At 72.6% G+C, this 26104-nt stretch carries 29 protein-coding genes and 1 pseudogene; 13 read left to right on the top strand and 17 right to left on the bottom strand.

Annotated elements, in window-relative coordinates; translation table 11 throughout:
- Positions 1–136: 136 nt before the first annotated feature.
- The gene (locus ACIRDU_RS33280) at positions 137–1405 is read left to right on the top strand and encodes an MDR family MFS transporter (RefSeq protein WP_403586630.1); all 1269 of its coding nucleotides are present in this window, start codon (positions 137–139) and stop codon (positions 1403–1405) included.
- A 154-nt stretch (positions 1406–1559) separates the two neighbouring features.
- A pseudogene (locus tag ACIRDU_RS33275) lies at positions 1560–1816 on the top strand (hypothetical protein); the annotation flags it as partial.
- A gap of 236 nt (positions 1817–2052) precedes the next feature.
- On the opposite strand, the gene ACIRDU_RS33270 reads toward ACIRDU_RS33275, so the two are convergent.
- Positions 2053–2388 (bottom strand): DUF6233 domain-containing protein, encoded by a 336-nt coding sequence (locus tag ACIRDU_RS33270; RefSeq protein WP_403586627.1) that lies wholly within the window; start codon positions 2386–2388, stop codon positions 2053–2055.
- Positions 2389–2506: 118 nt separating this feature from the next.
- Here ACIRDU_RS33270 and ACIRDU_RS33265 point away from each other — a divergent pair, with 118 nt between their 5' ends.
- The gene (locus ACIRDU_RS33265; RefSeq protein ID WP_403586623.1) at positions 2507–2926 is read left to right on the top strand and encodes a nuclear transport factor 2 family protein; all 420 of its coding nucleotides are present in this window, start codon (positions 2507–2509) and stop codon (positions 2924–2926) included.
- A gap of 12 nt (positions 2927–2938) precedes the next feature.
- Here ACIRDU_RS33265 and ACIRDU_RS33260 read toward each other — a convergent pair whose 3' ends face one another.
- Positions 2939–3673, bottom strand: coding sequence for a hypothetical protein (locus ACIRDU_RS33260; RefSeq protein ID WP_403586620.1), 735 nt, complete (start codon positions 3671–3673; stop codon positions 2939–2941).
- 91 nt (positions 3674–3764) lie between these two features.
- Positions 3765–4190: a DUF2000 family protein gene (locus tag ACIRDU_RS33255; RefSeq protein ID WP_403586617.1), complete on the bottom strand. Its 426-nt coding sequence runs from the start codon at positions 4188–4190 to the stop codon at positions 3765–3767.
- A 49-nt stretch (positions 4191–4239) separates the two neighbouring features.
- On the opposite strand from ACIRDU_RS33255, the gene ACIRDU_RS33250 reads away from it, so the two are divergent.
- On the top strand, positions 4240–5034 hold the full coding sequence (locus ACIRDU_RS33250) for an AraC family transcriptional regulator (RefSeq protein WP_403586614.1): 795 nt from the start codon (positions 4240–4242) through the stop codon (positions 5032–5034).
- On the opposite strand, the gene ACIRDU_RS33245 is transcribed toward ACIRDU_RS33250, so the two are convergent.
- The gene (locus ACIRDU_RS33245) at positions 5031–5540 is read right to left on the bottom strand and encodes a YbjN domain-containing protein (protein ID WP_403586611.1); all 510 of its coding nucleotides are present in this window, start codon (positions 5538–5540) and stop codon (positions 5031–5033) included. The two genes, ACIRDU_RS33250 and ACIRDU_RS33245, sit on opposite strands and share 4 nt — an antisense overlap.
- Complete coding sequence (gene mshA / locus ACIRDU_RS33240; protein ID WP_403586608.1) at positions 5533–6870, bottom strand: D-inositol-3-phosphate glycosyltransferase; 1338 nt, start codon at positions 6868–6870, stop codon at positions 5533–5535. Before mshA ends, ACIRDU_RS33245 begins: the two co-directional genes overlap by 8 nt.
- A 294-nt stretch (positions 6871–7164) precedes the next feature.
- Here mshA and ACIRDU_RS33235 point away from each other — a divergent pair, with 294 nt between their 5' ends.
- From ACIRDU_RS33235 to ACIRDU_RS33215, 5 genes are all read left to right on the top strand, one after another.
- On the top strand, positions 7165–8031 hold the full coding sequence (locus ACIRDU_RS33235; protein ID WP_403586605.1) for a calcium-binding protein: 867 nt from the start codon (positions 7165–7167) through the stop codon (positions 8029–8031).
- A 154-nt stretch (positions 8032–8185) separates the two neighbouring features.
- Positions 8186–8797: a dihydrofolate reductase family protein gene (locus ACIRDU_RS33230; RefSeq protein WP_403586769.1), complete on the top strand. Its 612-nt coding sequence runs from the start codon at positions 8186–8188 to the stop codon at positions 8795–8797.
- Between the two features lie 270 nt (positions 8798–9067).
- Positions 9068–9886, top strand: a complete 819-nt coding sequence (locus tag ACIRDU_RS33225) for a class I SAM-dependent methyltransferase (RefSeq protein WP_403586602.1) — start codon at positions 9068–9070, stop codon at positions 9884–9886.
- A gap of 197 nt (positions 9887–10083) precedes the next feature.
- Positions 10084–11172 carry an NlpC/P60 family protein gene (locus tag ACIRDU_RS33220; RefSeq protein WP_403586599.1) on the top strand — a complete coding sequence of 363 codons (1089 nt, stop codon included), beginning with the start codon at positions 10084–10086 and terminating at the stop codon, positions 11170–11172.
- A 291-nt stretch (positions 11173–11463) separates the two neighbouring features.
- On the top strand, positions 11464–12810 hold the full coding sequence (locus ACIRDU_RS33215) for a PP2C family protein-serine/threonine phosphatase (RefSeq protein ID WP_403586596.1): 1347 nt from the start codon (positions 11464–11466) through the stop codon (positions 12808–12810).
- Positions 12811–12838: 28 nt separating this feature from the next.
- Here ACIRDU_RS33215 and ACIRDU_RS33210 read toward each other — a convergent pair whose 3' ends face one another.
- From ACIRDU_RS33210 to ACIRDU_RS33190, 5 genes are all read right to left on the bottom strand, one after another.
- Positions 12839–13171 carry a DUF2516 family protein gene (locus ACIRDU_RS33210; RefSeq protein ID WP_403586593.1) on the bottom strand — a complete coding sequence of 111 codons (333 nt, stop codon included), beginning with the start codon at positions 13169–13171 and terminating at the stop codon, positions 12839–12841.
- A gap of 108 nt (positions 13172–13279) precedes the next feature.
- Complete coding sequence (locus tag ACIRDU_RS33205) at positions 13280–13960, bottom strand: hypothetical protein (RefSeq protein ID WP_403586590.1); 681 nt, start codon at positions 13958–13960, stop codon at positions 13280–13282.
- Positions 13961–14049: 89 nt separating this feature from the next.
- Positions 14050–14667, bottom strand: coding sequence for a helix-turn-helix domain-containing protein (locus tag ACIRDU_RS33200; protein WP_403586587.1), 618 nt, complete (start codon positions 14665–14667; stop codon positions 14050–14052).
- Between the two features lie 318 nt (positions 14668–14985).
- Positions 14986–15363: a hypothetical protein gene (locus ACIRDU_RS33195; protein WP_403586584.1), complete on the bottom strand. Its 378-nt coding sequence runs from the start codon at positions 15361–15363 to the stop codon at positions 14986–14988.
- Positions 15360–15641, bottom strand: a complete 282-nt coding sequence (locus ACIRDU_RS33190) for a hypothetical protein (protein ID WP_403586581.1) — start codon at positions 15639–15641, stop codon at positions 15360–15362. Before ACIRDU_RS33190 ends, ACIRDU_RS33195 begins: the two co-directional genes overlap by 4 nt.
- A 182-nt stretch (positions 15642–15823) precedes the next feature.
- On the opposite strand from ACIRDU_RS33190, the gene ACIRDU_RS33185 reads away from it, so the two are divergent.
- Entirely contained in the window at positions 15824–16093 is a 270-nt protein-coding gene (locus ACIRDU_RS33185) for a GntR family transcriptional regulator (RefSeq protein WP_403586578.1), read from the top strand.
- Between the two features lie 33 nt (positions 16094–16126).
- On the opposite strand, the gene ACIRDU_RS33180 is transcribed toward ACIRDU_RS33185, so the two are convergent.
- Both ACIRDU_RS33180 and ACIRDU_RS33175 read right to left on the bottom strand, forming a co-directional pair.
- Positions 16127–16483: a VOC family protein gene (locus tag ACIRDU_RS33180; RefSeq protein ID WP_403586575.1), complete on the bottom strand. Its 357-nt coding sequence runs from the start codon at positions 16481–16483 to the stop codon at positions 16127–16129.
- Positions 16480–17028, bottom strand: coding sequence for a DUF6817 domain-containing protein (locus tag ACIRDU_RS33175; protein WP_403586572.1), 549 nt, complete (start codon positions 17026–17028; stop codon positions 16480–16482). The genes ACIRDU_RS33180 and ACIRDU_RS33175 overlap by 4 nt, the downstream gene beginning before the upstream one ends.
- An 85-nt stretch (positions 17029–17113) precedes the next feature.
- Here ACIRDU_RS33175 and ACIRDU_RS33170 point away from each other — a divergent pair, with 85 nt between their 5' ends.
- Complete coding sequence (locus ACIRDU_RS33170; protein WP_403586569.1) at positions 17114–17842, top strand: hypothetical protein; 729 nt, start codon at positions 17114–17116, stop codon at positions 17840–17842.
- Positions 17843–17853: 11 nt separating this feature from the next.
- Here ACIRDU_RS33170 and ACIRDU_RS33165 read toward each other — a convergent pair whose 3' ends face one another.
- The gene (locus ACIRDU_RS33165) at positions 17854–18507 is read right to left on the bottom strand and encodes a class I SAM-dependent DNA methyltransferase (protein WP_403586567.1); all 654 of its coding nucleotides are present in this window, start codon (positions 18505–18507) and stop codon (positions 17854–17856) included.
- A 111-nt stretch (positions 18508–18618) separates the two neighbouring features.
- On the opposite strand from ACIRDU_RS33165, the gene ACIRDU_RS33160 reads away from it, so the two are divergent.
- Positions 18619–19197 carry a DUF2269 family protein gene (locus ACIRDU_RS33160; RefSeq protein WP_403586564.1) on the top strand — a complete coding sequence of 193 codons (579 nt, stop codon included), beginning with the start codon at positions 18619–18621 and terminating at the stop codon, positions 19195–19197.
- 145 nt (positions 19198–19342) lie between these two features.
- On the top strand, positions 19343–20524 hold the full coding sequence (locus tag ACIRDU_RS33155; RefSeq protein ID WP_403586561.1) for a GDSL-type esterase/lipase family protein: 1182 nt from the start codon (positions 19343–19345) through the stop codon (positions 20522–20524).
- Positions 20525–20547: 23 nt separating this feature from the next.
- Here the strand turns inward: ACIRDU_RS33155 and ACIRDU_RS33150 are convergent, their stop codons facing one another.
- From ACIRDU_RS33150 to ACIRDU_RS33135, 4 genes are read right to left on the bottom strand one after another with little or no spacing between them, the layout of a single operon-like run.
- Positions 20548–21171 carry an RraA family protein gene (locus ACIRDU_RS33150; RefSeq protein ID WP_403586558.1) on the bottom strand — a complete coding sequence of 208 codons (624 nt, stop codon included), beginning with the start codon at positions 21169–21171 and terminating at the stop codon, positions 20548–20550.
- A 24-nt stretch (positions 21172–21195) separates the two neighbouring features.
- A complete protein-coding gene (locus ACIRDU_RS33145; protein ID WP_403586555.1) occupies positions 21196–23214 on the bottom strand; it encodes a HelD family protein in 2019 nt (672 codons plus the stop codon).
- Positions 23215–23254: 40 nt separating this feature from the next.
- A complete protein-coding gene (locus tag ACIRDU_RS33140; protein WP_403586552.1) occupies positions 23255–23878 on the bottom strand; it encodes a TetR family transcriptional regulator in 624 nt (207 codons plus the stop codon).
- Positions 23879–23888: 10 nt separating this feature from the next.
- Positions 23889–25982, bottom strand: coding sequence for a phosphotransferase (locus tag ACIRDU_RS33135; RefSeq protein ID WP_403586549.1), 2094 nt, complete (start codon positions 25980–25982; stop codon positions 23889–23891).
- Between the last annotated feature and the right edge of the window lie 122 nt (positions 25983–26104).

Genomic DNA, 26104 nt, shown 5'->3' with positions numbered 1-26104 from the left:
TTTCGCCCGTTCGCGTGGCTGCCCGGCAGGCGGACGTTTGACCGGATCTGCTAATTGAGTAGCCTCCACCAGCGGCGACTTGTAAGTTGCGCGTACCGCCAGCGCTACTTACACCGTGTTGCCTCCGGGGGGATCCATGCCGTACGCCCTGCGTGCCCGACGTGCCGTCCGGGAGACGGTCTCCGGCCTGCCCCGTGAGTTCTGGTGGCTGTGGACCAGCACGCTGGTCAACCGGCTGGGCGCGTTCGTCGCCACCTTCATGGCGCTGTACCTGACGCTCGACCGCGGCTACTCCGCCACGTACGCCGGTCTGGTCGCCGCCCTGCACGGGCTCGGCGGGGTCATCTCCTCGCTGGGCGGTGGCGTGATGACCGACCGGCTGGGGCGGCGGCCGACGCTGCTGATCGCGCAGGCCTCGACGGCCGTGTCCGTGGCGCTGCTGGGGTTCGTGCGCGACCCGGTCGCGATCGCCGGTGTCGCCTTCCTCGTCGGCATGGCGAGCAACGCCTCGCGGCCCGCCGTGCAGGCGATGATGGCCGACATCGTCCGGCCCGAGGACCGTATCCGGGCCTTCTCCCTCAACTACTGGGCCATCAACCTCGGCTTCGCCGTCTCCTCCATGGCCGCCGGGTTCATCGCCGAGGTCAGCTATCGCGCCGGGTTCCTGATCGAGGCGGGAATGACGATGGTCTGCGCGATCCTCGTCTTCCTGCGGCTGCCGGAGTCCAAGCCCGCCGAGGGCTCGGTGAAGGCGGGCGGGCGGGACGACTCCGTGAGCCTGCGCACCGTGCTGCGCGACGGGCGGTTCATGAGCGTCGTCGGGCTGTCCTTCCTCGTCGCGCTGATCTTCCAGCAGGGGGCGGTGGGGCTGCCGGTGGCGATGGGCGAGGCCGGTTTCACTCCGGCCGAGTACGGCATGGCGATCGCCGTGAACGGCGTGCTGATCGTCGTGCTCCAGATCCCGGTCACCCGCTTCATCGAACACCGGGATCCCCGCCGGCTGCTGGTCGTCTCGTCCGTTCTCGCGGGGTACGGCTTCGCGCTCACCGCCTTCGCGGGGTCGGTGGGGGTCATCGCGCTCACGGTGTGCGTGTGGACGCTGGCGGAGATCGTCAACGCGCCGACGCAGACGGGGCTCGTCGTACGGCTGTCGCCGGTGCACGGGCGCGGCCGCTACCAGGGCATGTACACGATGTCCTGGTCCGTGGCCGCCCTCGTCGCTCCGCTGCTGTCCGGGTTCGTCATCGATCGGTTCGGGGCGGAGTGGTTGTGGGGGCTGTGCGCGCTGGTGGGGACGGCGGCCGGGGTGGGGTACGCCGTGTTGATGCGGCACCTGCCCGGGGAGGACACGGTGGTCGAGCCCGCGGTGGGGGTGCGACCGCAGCCGGAGGTCGGTGCGGGGTGAGCCGGAGGGGTCTGCCGTGAGGCAGCGGCTGTCCCGGAAGGGGCGGCCGGGCAGAGCGAGGAGACGGTGAGTGATCACACGGCACCCGGAGCGCCGTACCGAACGGCTGTGGCTGCGTCAGTGGAGGGAGTCCGACCTGGACGCGCTCGCGGAGATGGACGCGGACCCGGAGCCCATGCGGTACATCGGCGACGGCTCGGTCGGCACCCGTGAGCAGACCGCAGCGGCACTGGCCCGGGTACGCGCGGCCCGGGACGAGCGCGGCTACGGTCTGTTCGCCGCCGAGGAGACCGCGACCGGCGAGGCCGGGGCTACGCCACCGAGGCGGCTCGCGAGGTCCTGGCGTTCGCCTTCGGCGAGGCGGAGGCGGGGGGAGAGGCGGAGGGGGAGACGGATCTGGAGCGCGTCGTCAGCGTCTGCCACGTCGACAACCACGCCTCGCTACGCGTCATGACCAAGCTCGGAATGACGTTCGACCGCACCACCCGCGTCCCTGCCCACGGGCAGCCGGTCCAGGTCATGTCGCTCACACGGGAGGCACACCGCTCCTCGGCGTGACGGTGCGTGCGTCGAGGCGAGGTCGTGGCGTCCCGGCCCGTGTTCGGCCCGGTCGGAGCCATGAGAGGTCCCGTCAAGGGGCGGCGGCTCTACCCGTCCACGAAGCCCAGCTCCGTGTCCGGCCGGCACTGGGGGCAGGCCTTGATCCCGTCGGCGAGGGCGCGTCGGGCGTGGTCGCGGTCGACGCCCTTGCTGCGCCGGCCCGCGTTCCAGCAGCCACCGACGTGGACGTACGCGGCTTGCTGTCCGGTCAGGCCGCGCTCGATCAGCCAGTCCGGCGCGGGAGGGCGGGCCAGGAGGCCGCGTCGGCGTTCGGCCTGGCGGCGTTCCTCGTCCGCGATCCACCGACGGGTGCGTGCCAGGTCGCGCTCCTGCACGCGCTCCAGGAAACGGAGCAGCGCGAGCCGCGACTCTGGATCGTTCATGCGTTCGATTCTAGGATCGACGTCGCCTCCTGGCCCACCCCGGACCCATCAGCAGCGGTGGCACTGGTTACCTCCGGGGTAATCGACGCACCCCCGGCGTCCCGGCAGTCTGGGTTCCATGACGCCTGCCGAGACCGCCGAAGCCACCCGCTCCACCGTCCGGAAGTTCCTCGACCTCCGCCTCGCCGGCGACACCGAGGGGCTCACCGCGCTCTTCGCCGACAAGGTCGACTGGATGCTCGCCGAGAACCCCGTCGTCCCCTGGATCCGGCCTCGGTCCACCGCCGCCGAATGCGCGGCGCAGGCCGACGAGCTGGCCCGGTACACCGTCCCCGAGGACGCCCGCGCGTCGGTCGACACGTTCCTCGTCGACGGGACGGACGCCGTGCTGATGGGGCACATCTCCGGGACCGTCCGGGCGACCGGCAAGTCCTTCTCGGGGCCCTTCGCGCTGCGGCTCACCGTCGAGGACGGGCGGATCACCCGGCACCACCTGTACGAGAACAGTGTGTCGATCGCCGCGGCCTGTACGCCCTGAGGAGCTGCCCGTTCAGGTCGCAGTGCTCCGCCCGGTCACGACGCGGACGTACTGCCGCCTCTCCTCGTCCCGCACGACCACCCCCAGTCGCAGCAGTTCGCCGCGCAACTCCCTGGCATCCTCGGCGCCGCCCTCGTCCGTGCGGGCCTCCGCCCGGGCCCGCAGCAGGGCGTCCGCGCCCGCGGGCAGGCCGGGGGTGCCGGGGACCCAGCGGCGGAACTCGGCGCGGTGCGGGTCCTGTTCCTCCCACGCGTAGCCGTGTGCGGTGAGGGCGTCCGCCAGGCGCTGCCAGTTCAGGCCGCAGTGCTCCCGCGCCAGTTCGAGGCCGCCGGGGCCGAGCAGGACGAGTTGCCTGCCGTCCCGGAAGAACGAGGAGATCTCCTCGCGGGTGAACTCCTGGGCGCTGTCCCTGATGGTCAGGGTCACGCGGGTGCCGCTGACGCGCACGGACAGCGACTCGTGCGCCGCCGAGAAGCCGAGCAGCAGGCCGCCGAGCACGCCCACGGTGATCGTGCCGAGGGTGAGGGCGGGTTCCGGGACCGAGGTCAGCAGTTCGGCCGGGCCTTCGAGCGGTGCCCACGGCAGGGCGAGCAGCAGGCGGGCGAGGAGCGGGAGCAGCGCGCCGGCCACGGCACCGCAGGCGACGCAGAAGAGCACGATGGCCCAGGCCGATTCGGTGAGTTCGGTGGTCTTGTCCGCCTGCGGCCGGTGGCTCTTCCGCATCCGGACGTTCCTGGCTTCCTCCATGGAGGCAGTCTCACGAGGAACCGTCCGCCCTGTCGTCAGCCGTTGGTCTACGCGCCCGCGACTTTGGTCGTCCTCCCGCCCGCGCCCCGGCTCACGGGTGCATCCGCGCCCCCTTCACCACTTTGTCCACCGCGTTCTTCGGGCCGTACACCGCGAGTCCGACGACGTCCAGTTCCGCGGTCGGCACGGCCCGTACGGCGGCGCGGTTGTCGCGGTCGTTGCCCGTGGCGAAGAGGTCGGAGGTGAAGACCGCGCGGGGCAGGGCGCGGGAGAGGGCACGGGCGTGGGCGGTGGTCAGGGTCTCCTTCGTGGCCTCGAAGACCATGACCGGCTGGCGGAACATGGGGAGGTAGGGCACGCCGTCCGCGTCCTCGTACGGTTCGCCGATCACCTCGGGAAGTTGTGTCCCCAAGCCGCTGACCAGGAACGATGTCACGTTGAGGCGCTGCCAGGGCTCCAGGTCGGCGCGCAGCAGCACGGCGATCTTCGTGTCGAAGCGGATCGGTTCGGTGTCCATGGTCCGAGCGTGCCCGGCGGCCCCGGCCGGGGTCTTGTACGTTCTTTGCATGGCCTCCGAGTCCTCCCGGACCGTCACCGCCTGGCGGCCCGCCGTCCAGGGTGTCGTCGAGGTCTTCCACGCACGGTTCACCGAGTACGCCTATCCGATGCACGTCCACGACGCCTGGACCCTGCTGATCGTCGACACCGGCGCCGTACGGTACGACCTCGACCGGCACGAGCACGGCACCCCGCACGACACCGTGTCGCTGCTGCCGCCGCACGTGCCGCACAACGGCTCCCCCGTCACCTCCGAGGGCTTCCGCAAGCGGGTGCTGTACCTCGACGGGACACACCTCGGGGACGAACTCATCGGGGCCGCCGTCGACCGGCCCGATCTGCGCGATCCGCTGCTGCGGCGGCGGGTGGGGCAGTTGCACGGCGCGCTGGGGCGGCCCGGTGAGGAACTGGAGGCCGAGAGCAGGCTGATGTTCGTCGGGGAACGGTTGCGCGGGCATCTGCGGGGCGACCCCGCTTCCCCTCGGCCGGCCGATCCCGTTCTCGCGCGGCGGCTGCGCGAGTTGCTGGACGAGCGGATCGTCGAGGGCGTCGTACTGCGGGAGGCCGCCGGGCTGCTCGGCGCCCATCCCGCCCATCTCGTACGGGCGTTCAGCACCGCTTACGGCATCGCCCCGCACCAGTACCTGACGTCCCTGCGCGTGGGGCGCGCCCGGCGGCTGCTCCTGGAGGGGCGCTCACCGGGCGAGGTGGCGGTGGCGGCCGGGTTCTACGACCAGTCGCACCTCACCCGGCACTTCCGCAGGCTGGTGGGCGTGCCGCCGGGGCGTTACCGGGCCGGTTAGCGCTCCGGGCGCTGGGTGAGGTGGGCGAACGCGTCCAGGTTGCGCGTGGACTCCCCCCGCGACACCCGCCACGCGTACTCCTTGCGGATCGCCGAGGCGAAGCCCAGCTCCAGAAGGGTGTTGAAGGCGCCGTCGGACGCTTCCAGGACTTGGCCGAGCAGGCGGTCGAGCTCGTCGGCGGTGACGGCGGACAGGGAGAGGCGGCCGGTGACGTAGACGTCGCCGTGCTGGTCGACGGCGTAACTCACGCCGAAGAGCCTGAGGTTGCGCTCCAGGAGCCAGCGGTGGACGCCCAGCTCGTTCTCGTCGGGGTGGCGGATGACGAACGCGTTCAGCGACAGGGAGTGGCGGCCGACGATCAGGGAGACCGTCGTCTTCAGCTTGCGGGTGCCGGGGAGCTGGGCGACGTAGGTGCCGGGCTGGGGGCTCTCCCACTCCAGTTCGGCGTCCTTCAGCACTCCCTCGACGACCTGTGCCGCGCGCTGTTCCTGATCGGTTTCACCCATGCAGCGAGCGTACGCGACGGCGGTGGGCCTGCATCGCGGCCGTGTAGACGTCCGCCGTGGCGGCGGCCGCCGTGTCCCAGCCGAAGGACTGGGCGTGCCGGGCGGCCTGCCCGCCCAGCCGGGTGGCCAGTTGCGGGTCGTCGGCGAAATCGCCGAGCACGCGCGCGTAGTCGGCCGGATCGTGTCCGCGGACGAGGAAGCCGGTGTGCCCGTCGCGCACGGCGACCGGCAGACCGCCGACCGACGCCGCGAGCACCGGGGTGCCCGCCGCCTGCGCCTCTATGGCGACCAGGCCGAAGGACTCGCTGTAGGAGGGCATGACCAGCACGGAGGCGGCGCGGAACCAGTCCGCCAGCTGCTCCTGGCCGACCGGCGGGCGGAACCGTACGACGTCCGCGATGCCCAGGCGCGCGGCCAGCTTCTGCAGGCCTTCGGGCTTGGCGAGGCCGCTGCCGGAGGGGCCTCCGACTACGGGCACGAGGATGCGCGAACGCAGCTCGGGGCGCTGGTCGAGGAGGACGGCGACGGCCCGCAGCAGCACGTCCGGGGCCTTCAGGGGCTGGATGCGGCCCGCGAAGAGCGGGATCAGCGCGTCCTGGGGCAGGCCGAGACGGGCCCGGGCGGCGGCGCGGCCGTCGGCGGGTGAGAAGCGGCCGAGGTTCACACCGGGGTGGACGACGGCGACCTTGTCGGTCTCGGCCGCGTAGTGCCGGACCAGTTCGTCGGCCTCTTCGGTGGTGTTGGCGATGAGGCGGTCGGCGGCGGAGACGATCTGGGTCTCGCCGATGACGCGGGCGGCCGGCTCGGGGGTGTCGCCGTCGGCCAGATTGGCGTTCTTGACCTTGGCCATGGTGTGCATGGCGTGCACGAGCGGGACGCCCCAGCGCTGGGCGGCGAGCCAGCCGACGTGGCCGGAGAGCCAGTAGTGGGAGTGGACCAGGTCGTAGTGGCCGGGGCGGTGATGGGCCCAGGCCTGCATCACGCCGTGGGTGAAGGCGCACAGCTGGGCGGGGAGGTCCTCCTTGTTGAGGCCCTCGTAGGGGCCGGCGTCGACGTGCCGGACGAGGACGCCGGGGGCCAGCTCGACGGTCGGCGGGAGGGCGGCGGCGGTCGCGCGCGTGAAGATCTCGACCTCGACGCCCTGCGCGGCGAGGCGCTGGGCGAGCTCCACGATGTAGACGTTCATGCCGCCGGCGTCGCCGGTGCCCGGCTGGTGGAGCGGGGAGGTGTGCACGGAGAGCATGGCGACACGGCGGGGCCTGCGGTGCAGCCGCAGGCGTGCGGGGGACGACGTGGAGCGCCGACCGAGCCTGCCGATGTACTGGCTCACGTGGCGTCCTCCTCGTCCGGGCATACCTGTCGCAGGGCGCACGGTGCCCTCCGACGGTCCAACACCGGAGGGAGGTGCTCCATTTCCCCATTCGGGAGTTTTACCGAATCATTACCGCTTACCGCTCAACCGTTCGAGAGCCGGGGCGCCCCCTGTCCGTCGGCCCCGGAAGCGTGACCAGGAGGTGAACGCCGCTCGACGACTCCGGTGGAACGGACAACCGGGCACGCGCCGCACCGGTCACCCACAGCGGAAGGATCCACAACCGCTTCGACTGCCTCACGGAGGATTCCCATGCCCTCTCGCCTCGCCGGCCGCGGCCTGTTACGCGCCGCATCCGTCCTGACGCCGGTTCTCGGCACCGCCCTGGCCGCTCCGATCGCCCTGGCCGGTCCGGCCGCTGCCGCGACGCCGGCGGCCACGGCCGCGGTGAACGAGTACGGCTGGCACCTCACCTATACGGCCGCGCCCGGGCAGGCCAACGAGGTGACCATCACCCAGTCGTACACCGGCGACCGCTCCGGGTTCGTCTTCGTGATCGACGACGCCGTCCCGGTCGACGCCGGGAACGGGTGCGTCCACCCCGACGGCAAGGACCTCACCACAATCTCCTGCACGGTCGGGGCCCCGGAGAGCCAGTCCCCGGTCAACTCCCTGGAGATGGACCTGGGCGACGCCGCCGACGCCGCCTCCTACACCAACACCACCGACCAGATCTACTACTTCACCACCGTCGAGCTGGGCGCCGGCGACGACCGGTGGACCGGGGCGACCGGCAGCGGGGTCGACGGCAGTTCCGTCCGGGGCGGCGCGGGCGACGACACCCTCACGGCGGGCGCGCTGGCGTACGCGGGCGGCGGCGACGGCGCGGACACCCTCTACGCGGCCCGCGGCGGCGAGATCGTGGACGGCGGCGCCGGCGACGACATCCTCCGCGGCGGCAAGGGCGACCAGATCCTGCGCGCCGACGACGGCAACGACACGGTCTACGGCGGGGACCGCAACGACGAGCTGTACGGCGGCAGGGGTGACGACGTCCTGTACGGCAACAGCGGCGACGACCTCATATGGGGCAACAGCGGCGACGACGAGCTGTACGGCGGCCCCGGCCGGGACACCCTCTCCGGCGGCCCGGGCAGGAACATCGTCCGCCAGGACTGACGGGTCTCACCCGGCCGGGGGCCGCACGATCGCGCGTGCGGCCCCGGCCGGGTCACCGCACCGATGAGTTCCGGCGCCCCACGATGTCTGAAGCAGTGGCGGTGACTCCCGGAAGGGAGTGGTGCGTGGTGAACCCGGAAGGGAGTGGTGCGTGATGAAGCTGGTGGTGCAGCAATTTCTGTCGCTCGACGGTGTCTCGCAGGGGCCGGGCGCCCCGGACGAGGACACCAGTGACGGCTTCGAGCGGGGCGGCTGGTTCGTGCCGCATCTGGACGAGGAGTTCGAGCGGCTCGCCGGCAGCTGGCTCGGCGAGGCGGACGCGCTGCTGCTCGGGCGCCGGACCTACACGAACTTCGCCCGGGACTGGCCCGCGATGACCGGCCATCCCCTCGCCGGGATCATGAACGGCCTGCCGAAGTACGTCGCCTCCCGCAGCCTGACCGAGGCCGGGTGGAACCCGACCACGATCCTGTCCGGCGACGTCCCCGCCCAGGTCGCCGAGCTGAAGCGGCAGCCCGGCCGGGAGCTCCAGATCCACGGCAGCGCCCGCCTCGCCCAGTCCCTGCTGGCCGCCGGACTGGTCGACACACTCCGGCTGGCGATCGCGCCGGTCGTCGTCGGCCAGGGGCGACGTCTCTTCCCGGACGGCGGCGCCCCCGCGGGGCTCCGGCCGGCCGGCCACCGGACGACACCGGGCGGTCTGTCGGTCCATGTCTTCGAGTCGGCAGGGGTGCCGGAGTTCGGGACGTACGGGGGCGGGGAGTAGCCGCCGAGGCCGGGCCGGGCACCGGAGAAGGCGGGCGACCAGCGCCGGGGGTCCCTACCCTCACAGGCATGACAGGGCCCACGGCATGCCGCGGGGTGACGGAGCTGGAGGGGGTCCTCCTCCCAGTAGCAGACGGGCAGGTCTCGTAGGCCCACAGCTCGCCCAGGGTCTCCCCGTACGGCGACGGCGGGACGACGAGCCGGCGTCCCGCCTACCGGCGGCGGCACCTCGCGCCCCGACAGGGGCCCGCGGCGGCTTAACCTCGTGCGTATGACATCCCGCGCAGCGACCCGCCCTCAGGGCACGGTGACGCGCGGGACGACCAACCCCAATCGACTGCGCCGTATGGACCGCTGGATCGCCGCCACGCACGGCGCCGAGCTGCGCCGCGCCGCGGACCCGGTGGCGGTCGACCTCGGGTACGGCGCCGCCCCCTGGACGGCCGTCGAGCTGCTGCACCGGCTGCGTACCGTCGCGCCACGCGCGCGCGTGGTGGGCGTCGAGATCGAACCGGCCCGGGTCGCGGCGGCGCTGCCCTACGAACGGGCGGGGCTGGTCTTCCGGCACGGCGGCTTCGAGATCCCGATCCCGCAGCGGCCCCTGCTCGTCCGCGCGGCGAACGTGCTGCGGCAGTACGAGGAGGGCGAGGTCGCGGCCGTGTGGCAGCGGCTGTGCGGGCGGCTCGCGCCGGCCGACCCGGTGACCGGGTCGCGCGGCGGGCTGCTGGTCGAGGGCACCTGCGACGAGATCGGACGCCGGCACGTGTGGGTCGCGCTCGGCCCGGAGGGACCGCGCACGGTCACCTTCGCGACCCGGCTGGGCTCCCTGGAGCGCCCCTCCAACCTGGCGGAGCGCCTGCCGAAGGCGCTCATCCACCGCAACGTCCCGGGCGAGCCGGTGCACGCCTTCCTGCGCGACTTCGACCGCGCCTGGGCGGCCGCCGCGCCCTACGCCTCCTACGGCGCCCGGCAGCGCTGGATCCGGGCGGTGCGCGACCTGACGGCCGACTGGCCGGTGACGGACGGGCCGGCGCGGTGGCGGCAGGGCGAAGTGACGCTCCGGTGGGAGGCCTTGGCCCCACACGCATGACTCCCGAGGTCCGGATCGGGCCCGTTGGGAACGATCTCTTTGAGTCTTTCGTCACACAGGCGGGGAGATCGTCATGCCGGGGGCATACCGGCGAGGGGGCGGTGGGAAGTACTACCTCTGTCGCTTTCCGAGCCGGCATGACAGCATCCCCAGGCGAACCGGACGTTACTGACGGTTAATCAGTTGGGGGCTGAGGTATGGGAACGGGCAAGCGTGGCCTGATCGCGACGGCGGTGGCCGTGGTCTGCGCGGTCACGGTGCTGGCGGCACCGGGCACGGCGTTCGCGAACCCCACCCCCTCACCCACCCCGGGCGCGGGATCGACGCTCGCGCCCGCCAAGGACCTGGAAGCCGTCCGCAAGAAACTCGACAAGCTCTACCGCGCCGCGGGCCGCGCCACCGACGAGTACAACGCCGCCGACGAGAAGGCGGACAAACAGTCCGCCGAGGTCGTCGACCTGGCCAAGAAGATCGTCAAGGGCCAGGAGAAGCTCAGGAAGCTGAAGGACCGCGCGGGCGCCGCGGCCGCCGCCCAGTACCGCGGCGGCGGACTGCCGCCCGAGGCCCATCTGGTGCTGAGCGACGATCCGCAGGACTTCCTCGACGGCGCGGGCCGGGTCCGCGAGGGCCACCATGCGACCAAGGGCCTGCTCGGCGAACTGACCCGCACCCAGGAGGACTTGGAGCAGTACGCCCGGGACGCCTCCGCGCAGTTGAAGAAGCTGGAGGCGGGCCGCAAGGCCAAGGCCGCCGCGCAGAAGAAGATCGAGAAGCAGATCGCGCAGGCGGAGAAGCTCGAGTCCGAGCTCCAGAAGGAGGAGCAGGAGCGCCTCGCCGAGCTGGAGAAGGAGGCCGCGAACAGGGCGCAGACCGCCTGGCTCGACTCCGGCATCCTCGACGAGATCGACGGAAAGGCCTCCGAGCAGGGCAAGCAGGCCGTGAAGTACGCCACGGCGCAGATCGGCAAGCTGTACCAGTGGGGCGCCGAGGGCCCGGAGACCTACGACTGTTCGGGGCTGACGTCACAGGCCTGGATGTCCGCCGGGCGTGGCATCCCGCGCACCTCGCAGGAGCAGTGGAAGCGGCTGCGGCACATCGACGTCCAGGACATGCGGCCCGGCGATCTCATCATCTACTTCGACGACGCCAGCCATGTCGCCATGTACATCGGTGACGGGGCGATGGTGCACGCGCCGCGGCCCGGGCGGACCGTGACGATCGCGGGGGCCGGATCCATGCCCATCCTCGGCGTGGTCCGGCCGGACGCCGACACCGGCCCCAACTGATCGCCGACGGCGGCCCGAAGACGGCACACCGGATATCGGACACCCGCGGTGACCTGGCCCACGTGACCCACCGCACGCCCCACAGCGCGCTGACGTGACGTTCGTCATCCCCACAGCATCCCCGAGCTGTCCAACTGCGGGGCATATCGCGGCATATGACACTGGCCGTCGGCGCAGCGGCGTGGCTCACACCATTCCTATGCGGCCGCGACACCCGCTATGGTCCCCGTCGGTGGGTCGAGGTCCCTCGCCCCCGCCATGCCCTCGGGGGGAGGGAAGGAACCCAACACGATGCCCGTACCCATACCGCGGCAGAGAGCGATCCCGGCCGCGGAGAGTGGTCAGGCGCAGGCCGCGTCCCCGCGCGGCGGATCCGCCGAGGAGTCCCTGAAGGACGCCTCGCCGTCGGGCCGCACGCCGGACACCGCCGGGAACACCACGGACAAGGTGGAGAACCACACCGCCCACACCAACCTGACGCTGCTGCTGATCGAGGACGACCCGGCCGGTTCGCCGATCGTGCCGGACATGCTCGACCAGGCAGGCAAGCCGATCCGCGTCCGCACGGCCCGCAATCTGACCGAGGCCGGACGGCTGCTGACCGACGACGTCCACTGCATCCTGCTGGACCTGGCGCTGCCCGCGCCGGGCCACGGCGACTCCGAGGACGAGCTCGCCGTGCTCAAGCACGTGCTGGAGCTCGCACCCCGGCACGCCGTCCTGGCACTGACCGCGTCGGGCGACGCCGAGCGCGGCGCCGAGGCGGTGCGCGTGGGCGCCCAGGACTACCTCTTCCGCGACGAGCTGGACAGCAGGCTGCTGAGCCGCGCGATCCGCTACGCCGTGGAGCGCAAGCGCTCCGAGTCGGCCGAGCGCCGGCTCGCCGAGGGCCGGCTGCGGGCGCAGGAGAACCGCCGTCTGGAGCGCGGCCTGCTGCCGACACCGCTGCTGGAGGGCTCTTCGCTGCGGTTCGCCGCCCGCTACCGGCCGGGCCGCTCGCGAGCCCTGCTCGGCGGCGACTTCTACGACGTCGTGCGGACGCCGGACGGCACCGTGCACGCCATGATCGGCGACGTCTGCGGGCACGGCCCGGACGAGGCCGCCCTCGGGGTGGAACTGCGGATCGCCTGGCGCGCGCTGACGCTGGCGGGCCTGTGCGGCGACCAGCTGCTGGGCACGCTCCAGCAGGTGCTGGAGCACGAGCGGGCCGACGACGAGATCTTCGCGACCCTGTGCACGGTGGACATCGCGCCGGACGGCCGCCGCGCCGGCCTGTGCCTGGCGGGCCACCCGTCGCCGCTGCTGGCCCGGCCGGGCAAGCCGGCCCGGCTGCTGCCGTACGACAACAACGGACCGGCCCTCGGTCTGCTGCCCGGCGCCCGCTGGCCGCGGATGCAGGTGGAGCTGGGTGCCGAGTGGAGCCTGATGCTCTACACCGACGGCCTGATCGAGGGCCACATCGGCCAGGGCCGGGAGCGGCTCGGCCAGGACGGCATGACGGAGATGGTCCGCCGCCAGTTCGCCGAGGGCCTGCGGGGCGAGCAGCTGCTGCGGGCGGCGGTGAACGAGGTGCGCGACCTCAACGGCGGCGAGCTGACGGACGACGTGGCGGTACTGCTGCTGGACCGGGTGCCGTAGCACCGGCCGCTCAGGCCGCTGCGGGTCCTTACCGGCCGCCGTTCCACGGGCCGTAGGGGCCGTCGCTGCTGGAGCCGCGCCGGCTGCGGCCGCCGCCCGGGAGCGCCCGGATCGCGGGCCGTACGTCGACCATGTACACGATCGTCGCGATGAGGCCGATGATCGGCAGGAACGACAGGATCGGGAAGAGCAGGTTCACCACGAAGGCGATCGCCAGGATGATCAGCCAGAAGGGTTTGGTCTTCTTGTCGGCCGCGCGGTAGGCGTCCTCCCGGCGGACGGCCGCGTCGAACAACGCGAAACCGCTGAAAACGATCAGGGCCATGCTCAGAAGCCACATGAACCCTGCGAAGCCCTGCATCAGCACAACGCCCACCACCTGACTCGGCTCGTCCCTACGCGGTCACCGTACCCGTACAACGGGCCGGACACCCCCAGGGTGCCCGGCCCGTGTGATCCCTCCGCCGTCCTACTTGGCCGGCGGGGTGGTCTTCTTGGCGGTGGTGGTCCTGGCGGTGGTCGGCTTGCGCACCGGGGCCTTCTTGGCGGCGGGGGCCGTCTTGGCGGGGGCGGCCGCACCGGCGGGCTTGACCGGCTCCTCCTTGACCTCGACCGGCTGGCGCTTCGGCTCGACGGCGATGGCCAGCTCCTCGACGCCCTCGGCGACGTCCTCGATGCTCTCGGCGGCCTCGCCGCGCCACGTCCGCACGGCCTGCTCGCCGTGCTCGGCGACCTTCTCGTAGGTCTCACGGGCCTTGACGGCGTACTCGGCGGCCACGCCGACGCCGCGCAGCGCGAAGTCCTGGGCGCTCTCGCCGAACTTCTTCAGGTCCGCGTCGAGGGTGCTGCCGAGCTTCTTGAAGTCGGCGTCGAGGGAGCCGATGAACGCCGTGACCTTCGTCTGGAGGGTCTCCTGCGTCTCCTTGACGCGGGCGGAGGCCTCCTTGGCCCGGGCGGACGCCTTCTCCTGGACGGCCTTGGTGTCGGTGTTGCGTACGGCGTCGATCCGCGCGGGGGCCTCGGAGCGCAGCTGCTCCACCAGGGCCGGCACCTTCTTGGCCTGCTGAAGGGCGAGGTCGGCGGTGCCTGCGGCGAAGTAGAGCGGGGTCGGGTCGCTGAGGGTCTTGCGCAGGTCGTCGGTGATGGCCATGGTGATGGTCCTCCCGGATTCTGTCTCGCTTGAGGGTTCGGCTGAGGGTTGTGTGATCCGCGGCGGCACGGCCGGTGCCCTGGTCCGGCTCAGCCGGCCGTCTGCCGCGGATCGGTGTCACTGCCGCCGGTGCCCTCACGGGCCTGGCGGGTGGCGGACGCGCCGCCGTCGTTCTTGCCGGCGCTCTCGCGGCTACGGCGCCGGGCGGGCTGGCCGGCGTCGGCCGGGCCGGTCCGCGGTATCCCGGTGCCGGCGTCGGGAGCGTCCCCGTCGACGCTCACCGCACCGTCACCGGCGACGACACCGACGACACCTGCGACGCCCAAGCCGTCCGAGACAGCGGTGCCCTCGTCGGTCCCGAATCCGTTCTCCTTGCGGAAGGACTCGTAGATCTGCAACAGCACCTGCTTCTGCCGTTCGTTCAGCGTCGGGTCGGCGAGGATGACGGCCCGCGTCTCCACCTCGTCCCGGTCCCGCTCGGCGTCGAGGATCCCGGCCCGCACGTACAGCGTCTCGGCGGAGATCCGCAGGGCCTTGGCGACCTGCTGCAACACCTCCGCGCTCGGCTTGCGCAGCCCGCGCTCGATCTGGCTCAGATACGGATTGGACACCCCGGCGGCATCGGCGAGCTGCCTGAGCGACAGCTGCGCAGTGCGCCGCTGCTCGCGCAGATAGTCACCGAGGTTGCCGACGTTGAGCGATGCCATGCCTCCACAGTGCAACACCCCGCTAACTATTGCAAGCACCCGCTTGCAATAGTGCGCCACGCCACGCGGCCACCAGACGGACAGTGCCTCTCGGAGGTCCTGTCACACGGTCGGCCGGCAGCCGGTTTCGGCGGGCCGGTCGTGCAGGTACCGGGACTGTTCCCGAGGGCTGAGGGTGGTGTCGACGGCATGGTGCGGATCGCGCGGGCCGGGACGGGCAGGTCGGCGTCCCACAATCCGACGGAGCTGCCCGCGCCGACGGCCAGGGTGCGTCCGTCCGGGCTGAACGCCAGCGACTCCACCCCCGGCCCTTCGTGGTCACGACCACGGCCCGCTTCCTGCGTTGTCCGTGGCCTGTCCGGGGGTGCGCTCGCCCTCCTCGCTGTCCGGTACGGGCACGCGCATCCCCCGGGACTCGGCGACGCGCAGGGCGTCGGCCAGGCACTCGGCGAGACGGAGGCCGGCGAAACGGACCTCCGTGTACGGCGAGGCCGGGTCGTCCAGCACCTTGCGGGCGAGGCCGAGCACCTCGGTGCCGGTGGCGAGCTGGACGGCCTCCAGGTCGTCGGCGAGACGGGAGAGGTAGCTGCCGTTGTCGTCGGTCACCAGGTAGCAAGGGTTGCCTTTGGGGGACAGCCAGGGCAGAAGCCGGGGTGGCGGCGTGCCGGGTGTCCGACCGGCGGGGCGTTCCATCATGCAGCCACCTTCCGCGGGCCGATCAGGTGCTGGTCGGGATCGACCCCGAGGTAGGGGCGGACAAGGGCGGAGGCGGTGCCGTCGAGCGGGGTGTGCAGGCCGTACGGGGAACGGTGGCGGGGGAGCTGCGGTGACCGGGGGGCGGAGGGGCAGCTGACGAGGGTGAGGTGCACGTGGGGGAAGAGATGCCGGCGGGGGCGGCCCCGACGCCGTTTCCCGGTGCCGGGGGCGAAGAGGAGGCGCAGCCATTGGAGGGCGCGGGGGATAAGGTCGTGCATGTCGACGCTCCTTGTAAGCGTTGGCCGTGCCCCGGGAGGTCTAGCCACCTCGCCGGGGTCTCGTCATGTCGACCCTACCGGCAACTGCGTCCCCCTGCACCCCTCTGCGTCCTTCCGCGTTCCGCTGCGGCAGGACGCGTCCCGCTCCTGCGGCATGCGTAGGGCTGCGGCACGGTGGAGAGATGACGGAGCTTCCGCGCTACGAGTACGTGAAACTCGCCGACGCCATCGCCGCGGACATCGCGTCCGGCAAGCTGCCGCAAGGCGCCGCACTGCCGGGCGAGCGCGCCATGACCGGTCTGTACAGCGTGAGCATCGGCACCGTGCGTCGCGCCGTCGTCGAACTCCGCAAACGAGGCCTCGTCGCCACCCTCCCCGCGAAGGGCACGTACGTCATCGGGCTCCCGGAGCCGACCGGCGACGCGCCCCAGGAGGGCGAACCGAGCGCCTGAACCCCGAGTGTGCCTGGCGACCGAGCCGTTCGCTCAGCCCCCGACGATGCAAAAGGGATGCCCCGCCGGATCAATGAGCACCCGCCACCTGCCCACATTCGGCTGATACTCCGGCCTGCACGCACCCGACTCCACCAGCCGCGCCTCGGCCTCGTCCAGGTCCGCCACCCTGAAGCAGCAGTGCAGCTGCTGAGGAACCTCCTGGTCCGGCCAGCTCGGTGCCCGGTAGCCGTCGACCCGCTGGAAGCCGAGGGAGAGTCCACCCTCGCTGCCCAGGGAGGCGAAGTCGGCGTGCGACTTCGGATGGAGTTCGAGCCCGGTGGCCCGCTGATAGAACGCCGCGAGCGCGAGCGGATCAGCGCAGTCGAGGGTTATCGCGCTCAACTTCATCCGGCAACCACCTCCTGGCAGTCCGACCAGGCGGGTTGGCTCAGCAGGGGACGGATGCGGGTGAAGAAGGTGAGGAGTTCGGGTCCCCATCGGTCGCGGAAGGCGGGGTCGAGGCGAGCGAGGTCGGTCTCGTTGGCGGCGGACAACTCGGCGAAGTCGCACCGCGACTGCGGCTCAGGGGTGTGGCTCAGTCCTGTGAACCGGTCACGAAAAGGCCCGTCGGCCTCCGCGAGCGTCGGATAGGTGGCGCTTCGATCGCACGAGGCGTACAGGTACACCAGGGCCTCGGCCTCGGCACCGACCGCCGCTGCGAGTTCGCCACGGCGCTCCAGGGGCAGCAGGGCGCCAGGGAAGCCGTCCGTTCCGTAGAACGCGTGGCACAGGCCCGCGAGTTGGAGGGCCGGGCGGGCACCCCATGCGGCGAGTTGCCTCTGTACGCGCTGGAGATGGGCGAGGAGGGTGCCGCCCGGATGGGCGATGTCCGCCGCGCCGAGCCCGCGCAGGAGCGCCACGGCCGGTCCGGAGTCAGCAAGGGAGACAGGCACAGGGTGGCTTCCTTCCAGGGTGGTCGGGGTCGGCAACCATCAAATCGGTGGACGGACCGGGCCGGCCATCGATTTGATCCGCGTCGTGACGACTCCGCAGCAAGCCCCGGCCCGGTCCGCCGCCCGCAACAACGCCGAGTGGTGTGCGGCGATGTGCCGGGCTCATGGCGTGGCGGGCGAGTTCGGTGGTCGGGTCTGGGTTGCGGCACGGCGGACGCCGCTGTACTACCCCGACGCGGTGACGTTGGGCCCCGGCGCCGACCGGGAGGCGCTCCTGGCGCGGGTCGACACGGCCCTGCCCGGCGCCTCGGTCAAGGACAGCTTCGCCGATCTCGATCTGACGGAGGCGGGATTCCGGGTGCTGTTCGAGGCACAGTGGATCCACCGCCCCGCGGGCGCGGCACCCGCGACCCGTACCGCCCCGGAGCCGGCGGGTCTCGCGTGGGACGTGGTGGGTGATCGGGACGCGCTGCGGAGCTGGGCACAGGCTTGGGACGACGGAGGTGACGACTCGGGTCTCTTCCGGGACGGGCTGCTCGCCGACCCGGGGACCTTCGTGATCTCGGGGCGGTCCGCGGACGGATGTGTCGTCGCCGGAGCGGTGGCCACGCGGAGTGAGCGGGTGGTCGGCGTGTCCAACGTCTTCGGACCGCCCCCCACGGCCTGGCCCCTCGTCCTGCACGCGGTCGGCCGGCTCTTCCCCGCTGCGCCCGTCGTGGGCTACGAGCAGGGCGACGACCTGGCAACCGCCCTCCGGTACGGCTTCGAGACCGTCGGACCGCTGCGGGTCTGGGTGCACGAGCGGTCGGCCTGACCCCGTCGGCGTCACCCCGGCTTGTCCGCCAGAAACGTGCCCACCTGCCTCTTCGAGGCGCCCTCCGGTTCCTGCACCACCCGCGTCGTGACCACCAGCCCGGCCCGGTGGAGCAGCTCGGCGATGCGGTCGGGCGGGAGGAGGTACGACACGTAGGACACCGGGTGGTCGCCGTAGGCGTGGGTCGGGCGGAGGTGCTCGTCGTCGCCGACATGGCCGGCCAGCATCAGCCGGCCACCGGGCGCGAGCGTGCGGTGGAACTCGGAGAAGACCGTCGGCAGCCACTGCGGCGGGGTGTGGTGGGTGGAGTAGTACGCGAGGATGCCGCCGAGTTCGCCGTCGGCGATGTCCAGCGAGGTCATCGAGCCGACGGTGAAGCGGAGTTCCGGATGCGCCGCCCGGGCCAGCTCGATCATCCTCGGCGACACGTCCACACCGAAGACCGGTACCCCCAGGGCGGCCAGGTGTGCCGTCACCTTGCCGGGGCCGCAGCCCAGGTCGGCGACCGGCCCGGGGTGCGGGGGCCGTACGAGGTCGGCGAAGGCGGCCAGCATCGCGCGCGACACCGGGTCCAGCTCGGCCGGTTCCTTGACGCGCCGGGCGTAGTCGGCGGCGACGGTGTCGTAGGACTGGCGGACCGCGGTGAGGTGGGTAGGTTCGGTCATGCCGCGAACCTAGGCGACGGCAGTGACACGCGACCGTACTCCGACGCCAGTACGTCGGTTTACTCCCGCCGTGAGACGACCCGACCGCCCGGGCCCGGCACGGTGTTCGGTGTGAATACGCAGCAGAAACCGAAAGCGAAACCGAGCCCGGGCCCTGCGCCGAGGCTCGGCCGCCCCGCCCGCCGGGCCGCTCTCGTCGTGCACGTCATCGCCTCCGCCGGCTGGCTCGGGCTCTCGCTCGGGCTGCTCGCGCTCGGGATCACGGCGGCCACCGACGGTTCCCCCGCGACCGTGGAGGCCTCCGTACGGGCCATGAAGCTCTTCGCCGACTGGCTCCTGCTCCCCGCCGCTTTCCTCACGCTCCTCAGCGGCCTGCTGCTGTCACTGGGCACGGTGTGGGGTCTGGCCCGGTACCGGTGGGTGTACACGAAGTTCTGGCTGACGCTCGCCACGACCACCGCGACGGTGTTCGCACTGCGCCCCGGGGTGAACTCCGCTGTCACCGCCGTCGCCGCGGGCGGGCCGCTGCCCGACGCCGGTGACGTGCTGTTCGGGCCGGTCGTGTCGCTGTCCGCCTATGTCTTCATGACGGTGATCTCCGTCCTGAAGCCCTGGGGGCCGACCCGCCGGGGCAGGAGACTGCGGGCGCCCGCCCGCCGGGCCCTCCAGGACGCCTCAGCGCGCCGGTGAGGCCGGCTTCGGCAGGACACCGGCCGGTCGCGGTTTCAGCCGCAGAACCCCGGACACCGAGATTCCTGGGCCCGGATCCTCGACGCCCTCGACACGCTGCTGCGGAACCGGCCCGCGGCCCTACCGATCCCCGAGGCTGACACCCATGCACACCGAGCACGACTGGATCACCACTCCCGTCACGGCGGACCTGCTGCGCGGCGCCCTCGACGTGGAGCGCACCGAGCACGGCCTGCTCCCCCACCGCCTCCCCGCCCGGGCCCGCGCGCAGAACACCGACGCGCAGCTGGCGATGGCCGAGGCCCAGCCCTCCGGCGTACGCCTGGCCTTCCGTACCGCCGCGACCGCCGTCGAACTGGACACGCTGCGCACCAAGCGCGAGTACACCGGCTTCCCGCCGCGCCCGGACGGTCTGTACGACCTGCTCGTCGACGGCCGCCCCGCCGGCCAGGCCCCGGGCACGGGCGGCAACGTCCTCACCGTCGACCTGACCACCTGGGAGAGCGGGCTCACGCCCGGCCCGGTCGGCACCGTCCGCTTCACCGGCCTGCCCGAGGGCGACAAGGACGTCGAGATCTGGCTGCCGCACAACGAGACCACCGAGTTGGTCGCCCTGCGCACGGACGCGCCCGTCGTGCCCGGGCCGGACCGGGGCCGCCGGGTGTGGCTGCACCACGGCAGCTCGATCAGCCACGGCTCGGACGCCGCGAGCCCGACGGCCATCTGGCCCGCGGTCGCCGCGTTGCGCGGCGGGGTGGAACTGGTCAACCTCGGCCTGGGCGGCAGCGCGATGCTCGACCCGTTCACCGCGCGCGCCATGCGCGACACACCGGCCGACCTGATCAGCGTCAAGGTGGGCATCAACCTCGTCAACCAGGACGCGATGCGGCTGCGCGCCTTCGGTCCCGCCGTGCACGGCTTCCTCGACACCGTCCGCGAGGGGCACCCCGACACCCCGCTGCTGCTGGTCTCGCCCATCCACTGCCCCCTCCACGAGGACACGCCCGGCCCCACCGCCCCCGACAGCACCGAGCTCGGCAAGGGCCGCCTCCTCTTCGCCGCCATGGGCGACCCGGCGGAGACGCCCACCGGCAAACTCACCCTCACCGTCATCCGCGAGGAACTGTCCCGCATCGTCCGGCAGCGCGCCGCCGACGACCCGAATCTGCACTACCTCGACGGCCTCGACCTCTACGGCGCCGAGGACGCCACCGCCCTGCCCCTCCCCGACCACGTCCACCCGGACGCAGCGACCCACCACCACATCGGCGCCCGCTTCCACGAACTGGCCTTCACCGAGGGAGGGCCCTTCTCGGCGAAGGGCTGAGCGGCTGCCCGGCCGGGCGTCGGTCAGTCGTCGAACCCCTGCTCCGCCAGGATCTTGGCGATCCGCGTCCGGTGGGCCGACTCCCACATGTCCAGGGTCTCCGCGTCCTCCTTCGCCAGCTTCGTCCGGGCCGCGGCCAGCACCTCCTCACGGCGGGCCGCGGGGACCACCACGACGCCCTCCTCGTCGGCGACGACCGTGTCGCCCGCGTCGACCGTGACCCCGCCGCAGCGCACCCGCTCGTTCAGCGGGCGGGCGGCCGACTTGGTGCCCGGGATGGGGATGACCCCGCGTGCGAACACCGGGAAGCGCAGGTCCCGGACCTCGGCGAGGTCGCGGATCAGTCCGTCGGCGACGAACGCGGTGATGCCCCGGCGCCGGGCGACCGCGCAGACGTTGCCACCGGCCAGGGCGTAGTCCAGGTCGCCCGATTCCACGACGACGACCGAGCCGGGGCCGGCCCGGTGGATCGCGGCGTGCAGCATCAGGTTGTCGCCGGGAGGGCACCGTACGGTGAAGGCCGGTCCGGCCACCCGGGGCACCGGTTCCCACAGCGGCCGGATCCCGATGTCCATGACCTGTTCGCGGCCCAGCAGATCGGCCAGGGTGGTCGTGGGTATGCCCGTGAACGCGTCGGCTTCAGTCATGGCATGGACCCTAACCACCCTGCCCTAGAAGGGCATTGGCCTCCCCCGCACCACCTCCAGCCGGGACACCGCCCGCGTCAGCACCACGTACAGCCGGTGCAGTCCCCGTTCCTCCGCCTCGGCGATCGCCGCCGGCTCGACGGCCACGACATGGTCGTACTCCAGGCCCTTGACCACGCTCGCCGGCACCAGGGTGACCCGCGCGCCGAGTGCGTCCGGGCCCGCCGCCTCGATGCCGGCCGCCTCCAGCGCCGCCCGGACCCGGGGAACGTCCGCGTCCGCCGCCACGATCCCGACCGAGCCCTCCCGCCCCAGCGCGTCCCGCACGGCCTGGACGACCGTGCCGGGCACGCCCTCGACGCTGGTCTCCCGCTCCCGCAACTCCCCGTCCCCGCGCAGCGAACGGGCCGCCGGCACGTCCACGTCCAGCCGCTCCAGCAGCCGGTTGGTGAGCCCCACGACCGCCTTCGGCACCCGGAAGCCGGTGGTCAGGGCGACCACGGTCGCGTCCGGTTTCCCCAGGTGCGCGAGGACCGTGCGCCATGACCGCGCCGCCCACGGCGTCGTCCCCTGCGCCAGATCGCCCAGCACCGTCAGCGAACCGAAGCGGGCCCGGCGGGCGACGGCCCGGCACTCCATCGGGGACAGATCCTGCGCCTCGTCGACGACGACGTGCCCGTACCCCTCCGGGTGTCCGATCAGCCCGGCCACCTCGTCGAGCAGCACCAGATCGGCGGCCGACCAGCGCGCCGACTTCCACGACCGGGGCGGCCGCCCCCACAGCAGCGCCCGCCGCTCACCGGCGTCGAGCAGCCCGTCGGCAGCCGCCGCCAACCTCTCCTCGTCGCCGAGCAGTTCTGCCACGACCTCCTCGGGCCGCACCCGAGGCCACACGGCGTCGACATACGCCGACACCGGCCGCGACCGCTCGATCCGCCGCACCCAGGCGCCCGGGGGCGGCCCCGCCCGCCGCTCGACCTGCTCGCGCAGACACCGCACGATCCGCGCCCGCACCCGCTCCCGCCCCACCTCGTACGGCGGTTCCTCCTCCCGCACCCGGGTCACGATCCGCGCAAGCTCCCCCGCCGGCACCCGCCACTGGTACGACCCGTCCGGCACGGCGAGCGACGCGCCGCCCCCGTCGACGCGCACCCTCGCGTACAGCGCCCGCCGCAGCACCTCGGCCATCCGGGCGTCGTGCTTCACGACGGCGGCCCGCTCGTCGTCGACGACCCGCACGGGGCACCGGGCGATCTCCTCCCCCAGGGTCGACTGCCGCACCCCCGTCTCACCGAGGGCGGGCAGCACCTCGGCGATGTACGACAGGAAGGTGCGGTTGGGCCCGAGGATCAGCAGGCCGCCGCGCCGGATGCGCTGCGGGTGCGTGTACAGCAGATACGCGGCCCGGTGCAGCCCGACGGCGGTCTTGCCGGTGCCCGGCGCGCCCTGCACGCACACCGACTCCGCCAGCTCCCCCCGTACGAGGTCGTCCTGCTCGGGCTGGATCGTCGCGGCGATGTCCCGCATGGGCCCGACGCGGGGCCGTTCGATCTCCCGGGCGACGATCTCGCTGTCGCGCGTCTCCCCCTGCTCCAGGTGCTCGTCCTCCAGGCCGGTGAGATCGCCGGAGTCGCCCCGGCTGCCGGGCGCCCACCCGAACCGCCTGCGTACGGCGACGCCCTGCGGGTCACGTGCCGAGGCCTGGTAGAAGGCGCGCGAGACGGGCGCACGCCAGTCGACGACGAGGGGCGGTTCGGCCGGGTGCTCGGAGATCCGCAGCCGCCCGATGTGCAACTGCCCCTCCCCGCCCTGGAGGGCCCCGAAGAACAACGGCCCCTCGGGCAGGTCCCGCAGCGCCTTCGCCCGGCTGCGCAGCCGGTACCCGAGGACTTCGGCATCGGCCCCGGACGCGGAGACGTCCTCCCCCATGACGACCTGTTCACCGGCGCCCTCGACCATCGCGGCGAGGGCGGTCCGGCAGCGTTCGTGGTGGGCGCGTTCCCGGTCGAGGACGTGCTGGAGGGCAGGCTCGGTCGAGGTCATTCCACCGAGCGTACGTGAAAAAGTGACCGAGTTAAATAAATTACCGAGTTTCACTACGGAGGCGTGGCGGCAGTCCGGCCGCGAGCCACCCGAACGCCCGCTCCGCCGCCGCCAGCGCGTCCGGCCGCACGTCCGCCACCCGCTCCCCCGCCTCGATCCGCCGCCAGTTCTCCAGCGCGAGCACCCGCAGCACGGCCATGATCTGCCCGGCCGCCAGCCGCGCGTCCAGATCACCCCCGAGCACCTCGGCGAGCGCCGCCTCCGACCGCTCCTGATGCGTGTGCGCCCGGGCGACCAGGGAGGGCGTCCCGTAGAGCAGGGAGTGGAAGGCGAGCACGTCGGGGTGGTCGTTGAGCCCGGTGACGGGATCCCCCCGCTCCAGCCCTTCGACGAAATGCCGCCGCAACGCCTCCACGGCCTCCCCCTCGGCCCCCGCCACCACCCGGGCCGCCTCCCCCTCGTGGTCGGCGATCCGGTACAGCACCAGATCCTCCTTGGCGGGGAAGTACCGGAACAGCGTCGGCTTCGAGATCTCGGCCGCCGCCGCCACCTCGGCGACGGACACCGCGTCGAACCCCTTCTCCATGAAGAGCCGCACGGCGATGTCCGACACGGTCTCGTACATCCGCCGCTTCTTGCGCTCACGCAGGCCGGGGTCGTTCATACCGGGGAGCCTACGCAGTGCGGCCGTCGGCCCGGACCAGCCAGGGGTGCTCGACGGACCGTGCCGGGAGGCCGAGGGAGGCGGTCGCGGCCGCCAGGGTCATGGCGTACGAGTCCACCGCCCGGCGCACATTGGGCGCGTCCAGACCGGCGCCGGTCACCAGCCGGTCGAGGTCGACGTAGGCGGACCGGACGATCTCGACCCAGCGGTAGACGCGCCAGTCCCGCTGCCAGTCCCTGGTGTACTCGGCGGGCAGCGTGTTCTCCCACTGCCGGACCATGCGCTGCCGGATCTCCGGCCGGGTCGGGGTGAGGTGGATGTGCCGCACCAGGTCGTACAGCGGATCGCCCACCATCGCCATCTCCCAGTCGATGATGGTGAGAGCGTGCCGGTCCCGCTGGGAGTGACGGACGAGGTTCCAGGGGTTGAGGTCCCCGTGCAGCAGGGCGTGCTTGCGGGGGGTGACGCGATGCCGGGCGAGGATCTCGCTCAGCCGGTCGGCGTCCGGCAGCCCCAGCGCCTTGGCCAGCCGCTGCGACTCCGCCGGCAGCCCCCGCACCAGGGTGACCAGCTGCCGGCTGAGCCAGGTGTAGAAGTCCCACGTCCCGGCGATGGGGTCGAGCCCGGCGTGGTCGACCCGGGTCAGCTGCCCGAGCTGGTAGACGAGCCCGTCGGCCTCGTGCGGCAGCAGACCGTGCACCGGATGGCTGGGGGGCCGGTCGCTGTGCCGCGGTCCGACGTAGGTGTGGATGGCGAAGGCGTCCCCGCCGTGGCTCCTGCCCAGGGCCAGTACCCGGGGCGCCGTCACATCGACCTCGGAACGCGCGATGGCGCGCAGCACCGCGTGCTCGCTCAGGTGGCTCGGCTCCCGGCGGCAGAACGAGGCGATCCTCCGGCGCACCACCACGGGGAAGTCGGCCTGCGGCACGCGGACCACGGAGTTGAGGTGTGCGGTGCCCCTGAAGACCCGGCCGGCCGGGGCCGTGCCTTCGGCGACCAGGGCGTCGCGCACGGCGGTGTGCGGGAAGCCGGGGTGTTCCGGAACCCGCTTGTCGGGGTCCCAGGCGAGGGTCGGGACCGGCCGGAAGGCGGAGGGCCGGCGGTGCCGGGAGGCCCGCCAGCGCAGCAGCACCCGCTCGATCTCCTCGTCGCACGGCACCTTGGCGAGCCCGAGCGGAGCGGCGGCGGCCACGAGCGCCTCCTGCACGACGGCCGTGGCCTCGTTCAGGCTCCGGTCGTCGAGGCGGTCGTCCAGCGACTTGGCGGCACGCATCACGTCCGGATAGACCGACTGGGCCTTCTCGAAGGCCACGTAGTGCCGGAGATCCCTGGCCAGACCCTTGACCGCCGACGGCCGGCACTCCTCCATGGCCACGGCCCAGGCCTGCTGCACCTCGTCCCACTGCGACGCGGGGTAGCGCATCCGGACGAGGTGCGTCGCGAGCTCGTGGAGCGGGTCGCCGTAGGTGGCGAGCTCCCAGTCGACGCAGGCGATGGACCGGTCCTCCGCGGCGACGATGAGGTTGTCCCGGTGCAGATCCGTGTGCAGCAGCGTGTACGGCCGGCGCGCCATGGCGGGGATCCGCTCGGCCAGTCTGGTCAGGGCGTCGGCGGGGACGCCCAGCGCCTCGAAGAGCCCGCCGAACTCGCCCCAGTTGGGCTGCCGGATCTGGCGGTCGGCCACGTGGGCCAGGGTGCGCAGGAACCCCCTGCTGTCCTTGTCGCTGCTCGGCCGGGTACCCGGCAGCGGCGGGAGCGCCTCCCTGCGGACCTGTGCCATCCGGGCGACGGTCTGCATCAGGGAGGCGATCAGGGGGTGGCCGACGGGTTCGCCGTCGCGGTGCAGGCCGGAGAGCGGGACGCCCTCCACATAGCTGTGGACCGCCGAACCGTTCCGCCTGGCCAGGCATTCCGGCGCCTTGGGCAGCACGCCGCTGATGGCCCGCAGCACGTCGGGCTCTTTCCAGGTCCGGATCACCACGGGCAGCGCGTTCAGGACCCGCAGGCGCACTATCGCCGGGGTGCCGGCCGCCCGCCCCACGTACCGCGCCATGGGCTCGGTCAGGGGCAACACGAAGTTCCGGTTGTGATGACCGTCGTGCATCACGCCGTCTGTCTTGGCCCGCCGCACGAACTCCCCGTAAGGGTCGTGCGCGGGGGCCCTCCCTGGGGGAGGAGGGGAAACCGGCTGCGGGGGCACCGGCTGCTCCTGGATCAAGGTGCGAA

The organism is Streptomyces sp. NPDC093598 (assembly GCF_044764825.1).
In the GTDB taxonomy this organism is placed as follows: Bacteria; Actinomycetota; Actinomycetes; order Streptomycetales; family Streptomycetaceae; genus Streptomyces.
Note: the sequence above shows the minus strand (reverse complement) of the source record. Positions and strands in the feature narration are given on the sequence as shown.

What these genes read in the sequence shown, in the direction of transcription:
- ACIRDU_RS33280 (WP_403586630.1), top strand. Translation starts at nt 137, where the DNA reads ATGCCGTACGCCCTGCGTGCCCGACGTGCCGTCCGGGAGACGGTCTCC.
- ACIRDU_RS33270 (WP_403586627.1), bottom strand. Translation starts at nt 2,388, where the DNA reads ATGAACGATCCAGAGTCGCGGCTCGCGCTGCTCCGTTTCCTGGAGCGC.
- ACIRDU_RS33265 (WP_403586623.1), top strand. Translation starts at nt 2,507, where the DNA reads ATGACGCCTGCCGAGACCGCCGAAGCCACCCGCTCCACCGTCCGGAAG.
- ACIRDU_RS33260 (WP_403586620.1), bottom strand. Translation starts at nt 3,673, where the DNA reads ATGGAGGAAGCCAGGAACGTCCGGATGCGGAAGAGCCACCGGCCGCAG.
- ACIRDU_RS33255 (WP_403586617.1), bottom strand. Translation starts at nt 4,190, where the DNA reads ATGGACACCGAACCGATCCGCTTCGACACGAAGATCGCCGTGCTGCTG.
- ACIRDU_RS33250 (WP_403586614.1), top strand. Translation starts at nt 4,240, where the DNA reads ATGGCCTCCGAGTCCTCCCGGACCGTCACCGCCTGGCGGCCCGCCGTC.
- ACIRDU_RS33245 (WP_403586611.1), bottom strand. Translation starts at nt 5,540, where the DNA reads ATGGGTGAAACCGATCAGGAACAGCGCGCGGCACAGGTCGTCGAGGGA.
- ACIRDU_RS33235 (WP_403586605.1), top strand. Translation starts at nt 7,165, where the DNA reads ATGCCCTCTCGCCTCGCCGGCCGCGGCCTGTTACGCGCCGCATCCGTC.
- ACIRDU_RS33230 (WP_403586769.1), top strand. Translation starts at nt 8,186, where the DNA reads ATGAAGCTGGTGGTGCAGCAATTTCTGTCGCTCGACGGTGTCTCGCAG.
- ACIRDU_RS33225 (WP_403586602.1), top strand. Translation starts at nt 9,068, where the DNA reads ATGACATCCCGCGCAGCGACCCGCCCTCAGGGCACGGTGACGCGCGGG.
- ACIRDU_RS33220 (WP_403586599.1), top strand. Translation starts at nt 10,084, where the DNA reads ATGGGAACGGGCAAGCGTGGCCTGATCGCGACGGCGGTGGCCGTGGTC.
- ACIRDU_RS33215 (WP_403586596.1), top strand. Translation starts at nt 11,464, where the DNA reads ATGCCCGTACCCATACCGCGGCAGAGAGCGATCCCGGCCGCGGAGAGT.
- ACIRDU_RS33210 (WP_403586593.1), bottom strand. Translation starts at nt 13,171, where the DNA reads ATGCAGGGCTTCGCAGGGTTCATGTGGCTTCTGAGCATGGCCCTGATC.
- ACIRDU_RS33205 (WP_403586590.1), bottom strand. Translation starts at nt 13,960, where the DNA reads ATGGCCATCACCGACGACCTGCGCAAGACCCTCAGCGACCCGACCCCG.
- ACIRDU_RS33200 (WP_403586587.1), bottom strand. Translation starts at nt 14,667, where the DNA reads ATGGCATCGCTCAACGTCGGCAACCTCGGTGACTATCTGCGCGAGCAG.
- ACIRDU_RS33195 (WP_403586584.1), bottom strand. Translation starts at nt 15,363, where the DNA reads ATGATGGAACGCCCCGCCGGTCGGACACCCGGCACGCCGCCACCCCGG.
- ACIRDU_RS33190 (WP_403586581.1), bottom strand. Translation starts at nt 15,641, where the DNA reads ATGCACGACCTTATCCCCCGCGCCCTCCAATGGCTGCGCCTCCTCTTC.
- ACIRDU_RS33185 (WP_403586578.1), top strand. Translation starts at nt 15,824, where the DNA reads ATGACGGAGCTTCCGCGCTACGAGTACGTGAAACTCGCCGACGCCATC.
- ACIRDU_RS33180 (WP_403586575.1), bottom strand. Translation starts at nt 16,483, where the DNA reads ATGAAGTTGAGCGCGATAACCCTCGACTGCGCTGATCCGCTCGCGCTC.
- ACIRDU_RS33165 (WP_403586567.1), bottom strand. Translation starts at nt 18,507, where the DNA reads ATGACCGAACCTACCCACCTCACCGCGGTCCGCCAGTCCTACGACACC.
- ACIRDU_RS33155 (WP_403586561.1), top strand. Translation starts at nt 19,343, where the DNA reads ATGCACACCGAGCACGACTGGATCACCACTCCCGTCACGGCGGACCTG.
- ACIRDU_RS33150 (WP_403586558.1), bottom strand. Translation starts at nt 21,171, where the DNA reads ATGACTGAAGCCGACGCGTTCACGGGCATACCCACGACCACCCTGGCC.
- ACIRDU_RS33145 (WP_403586555.1), bottom strand. Translation starts at nt 23,214, where the DNA reads ATGACCTCGACCGAGCCTGCCCTCCAGCACGTCCTCGACCGGGAACGC.
- ACIRDU_RS33140 (WP_403586552.1), bottom strand. Translation starts at nt 23,878, where the DNA reads ATGAACGACCCCGGCCTGCGTGAGCGCAAGAAGCGGCGGATGTACGAG.
- ACIRDU_RS33135 (WP_403586549.1), bottom strand. Translation starts at nt 25,982, where the DNA reads ATGCACGACGGTCATCACAACCGGAACTTCGTGTTGCCCCTGACCGAG.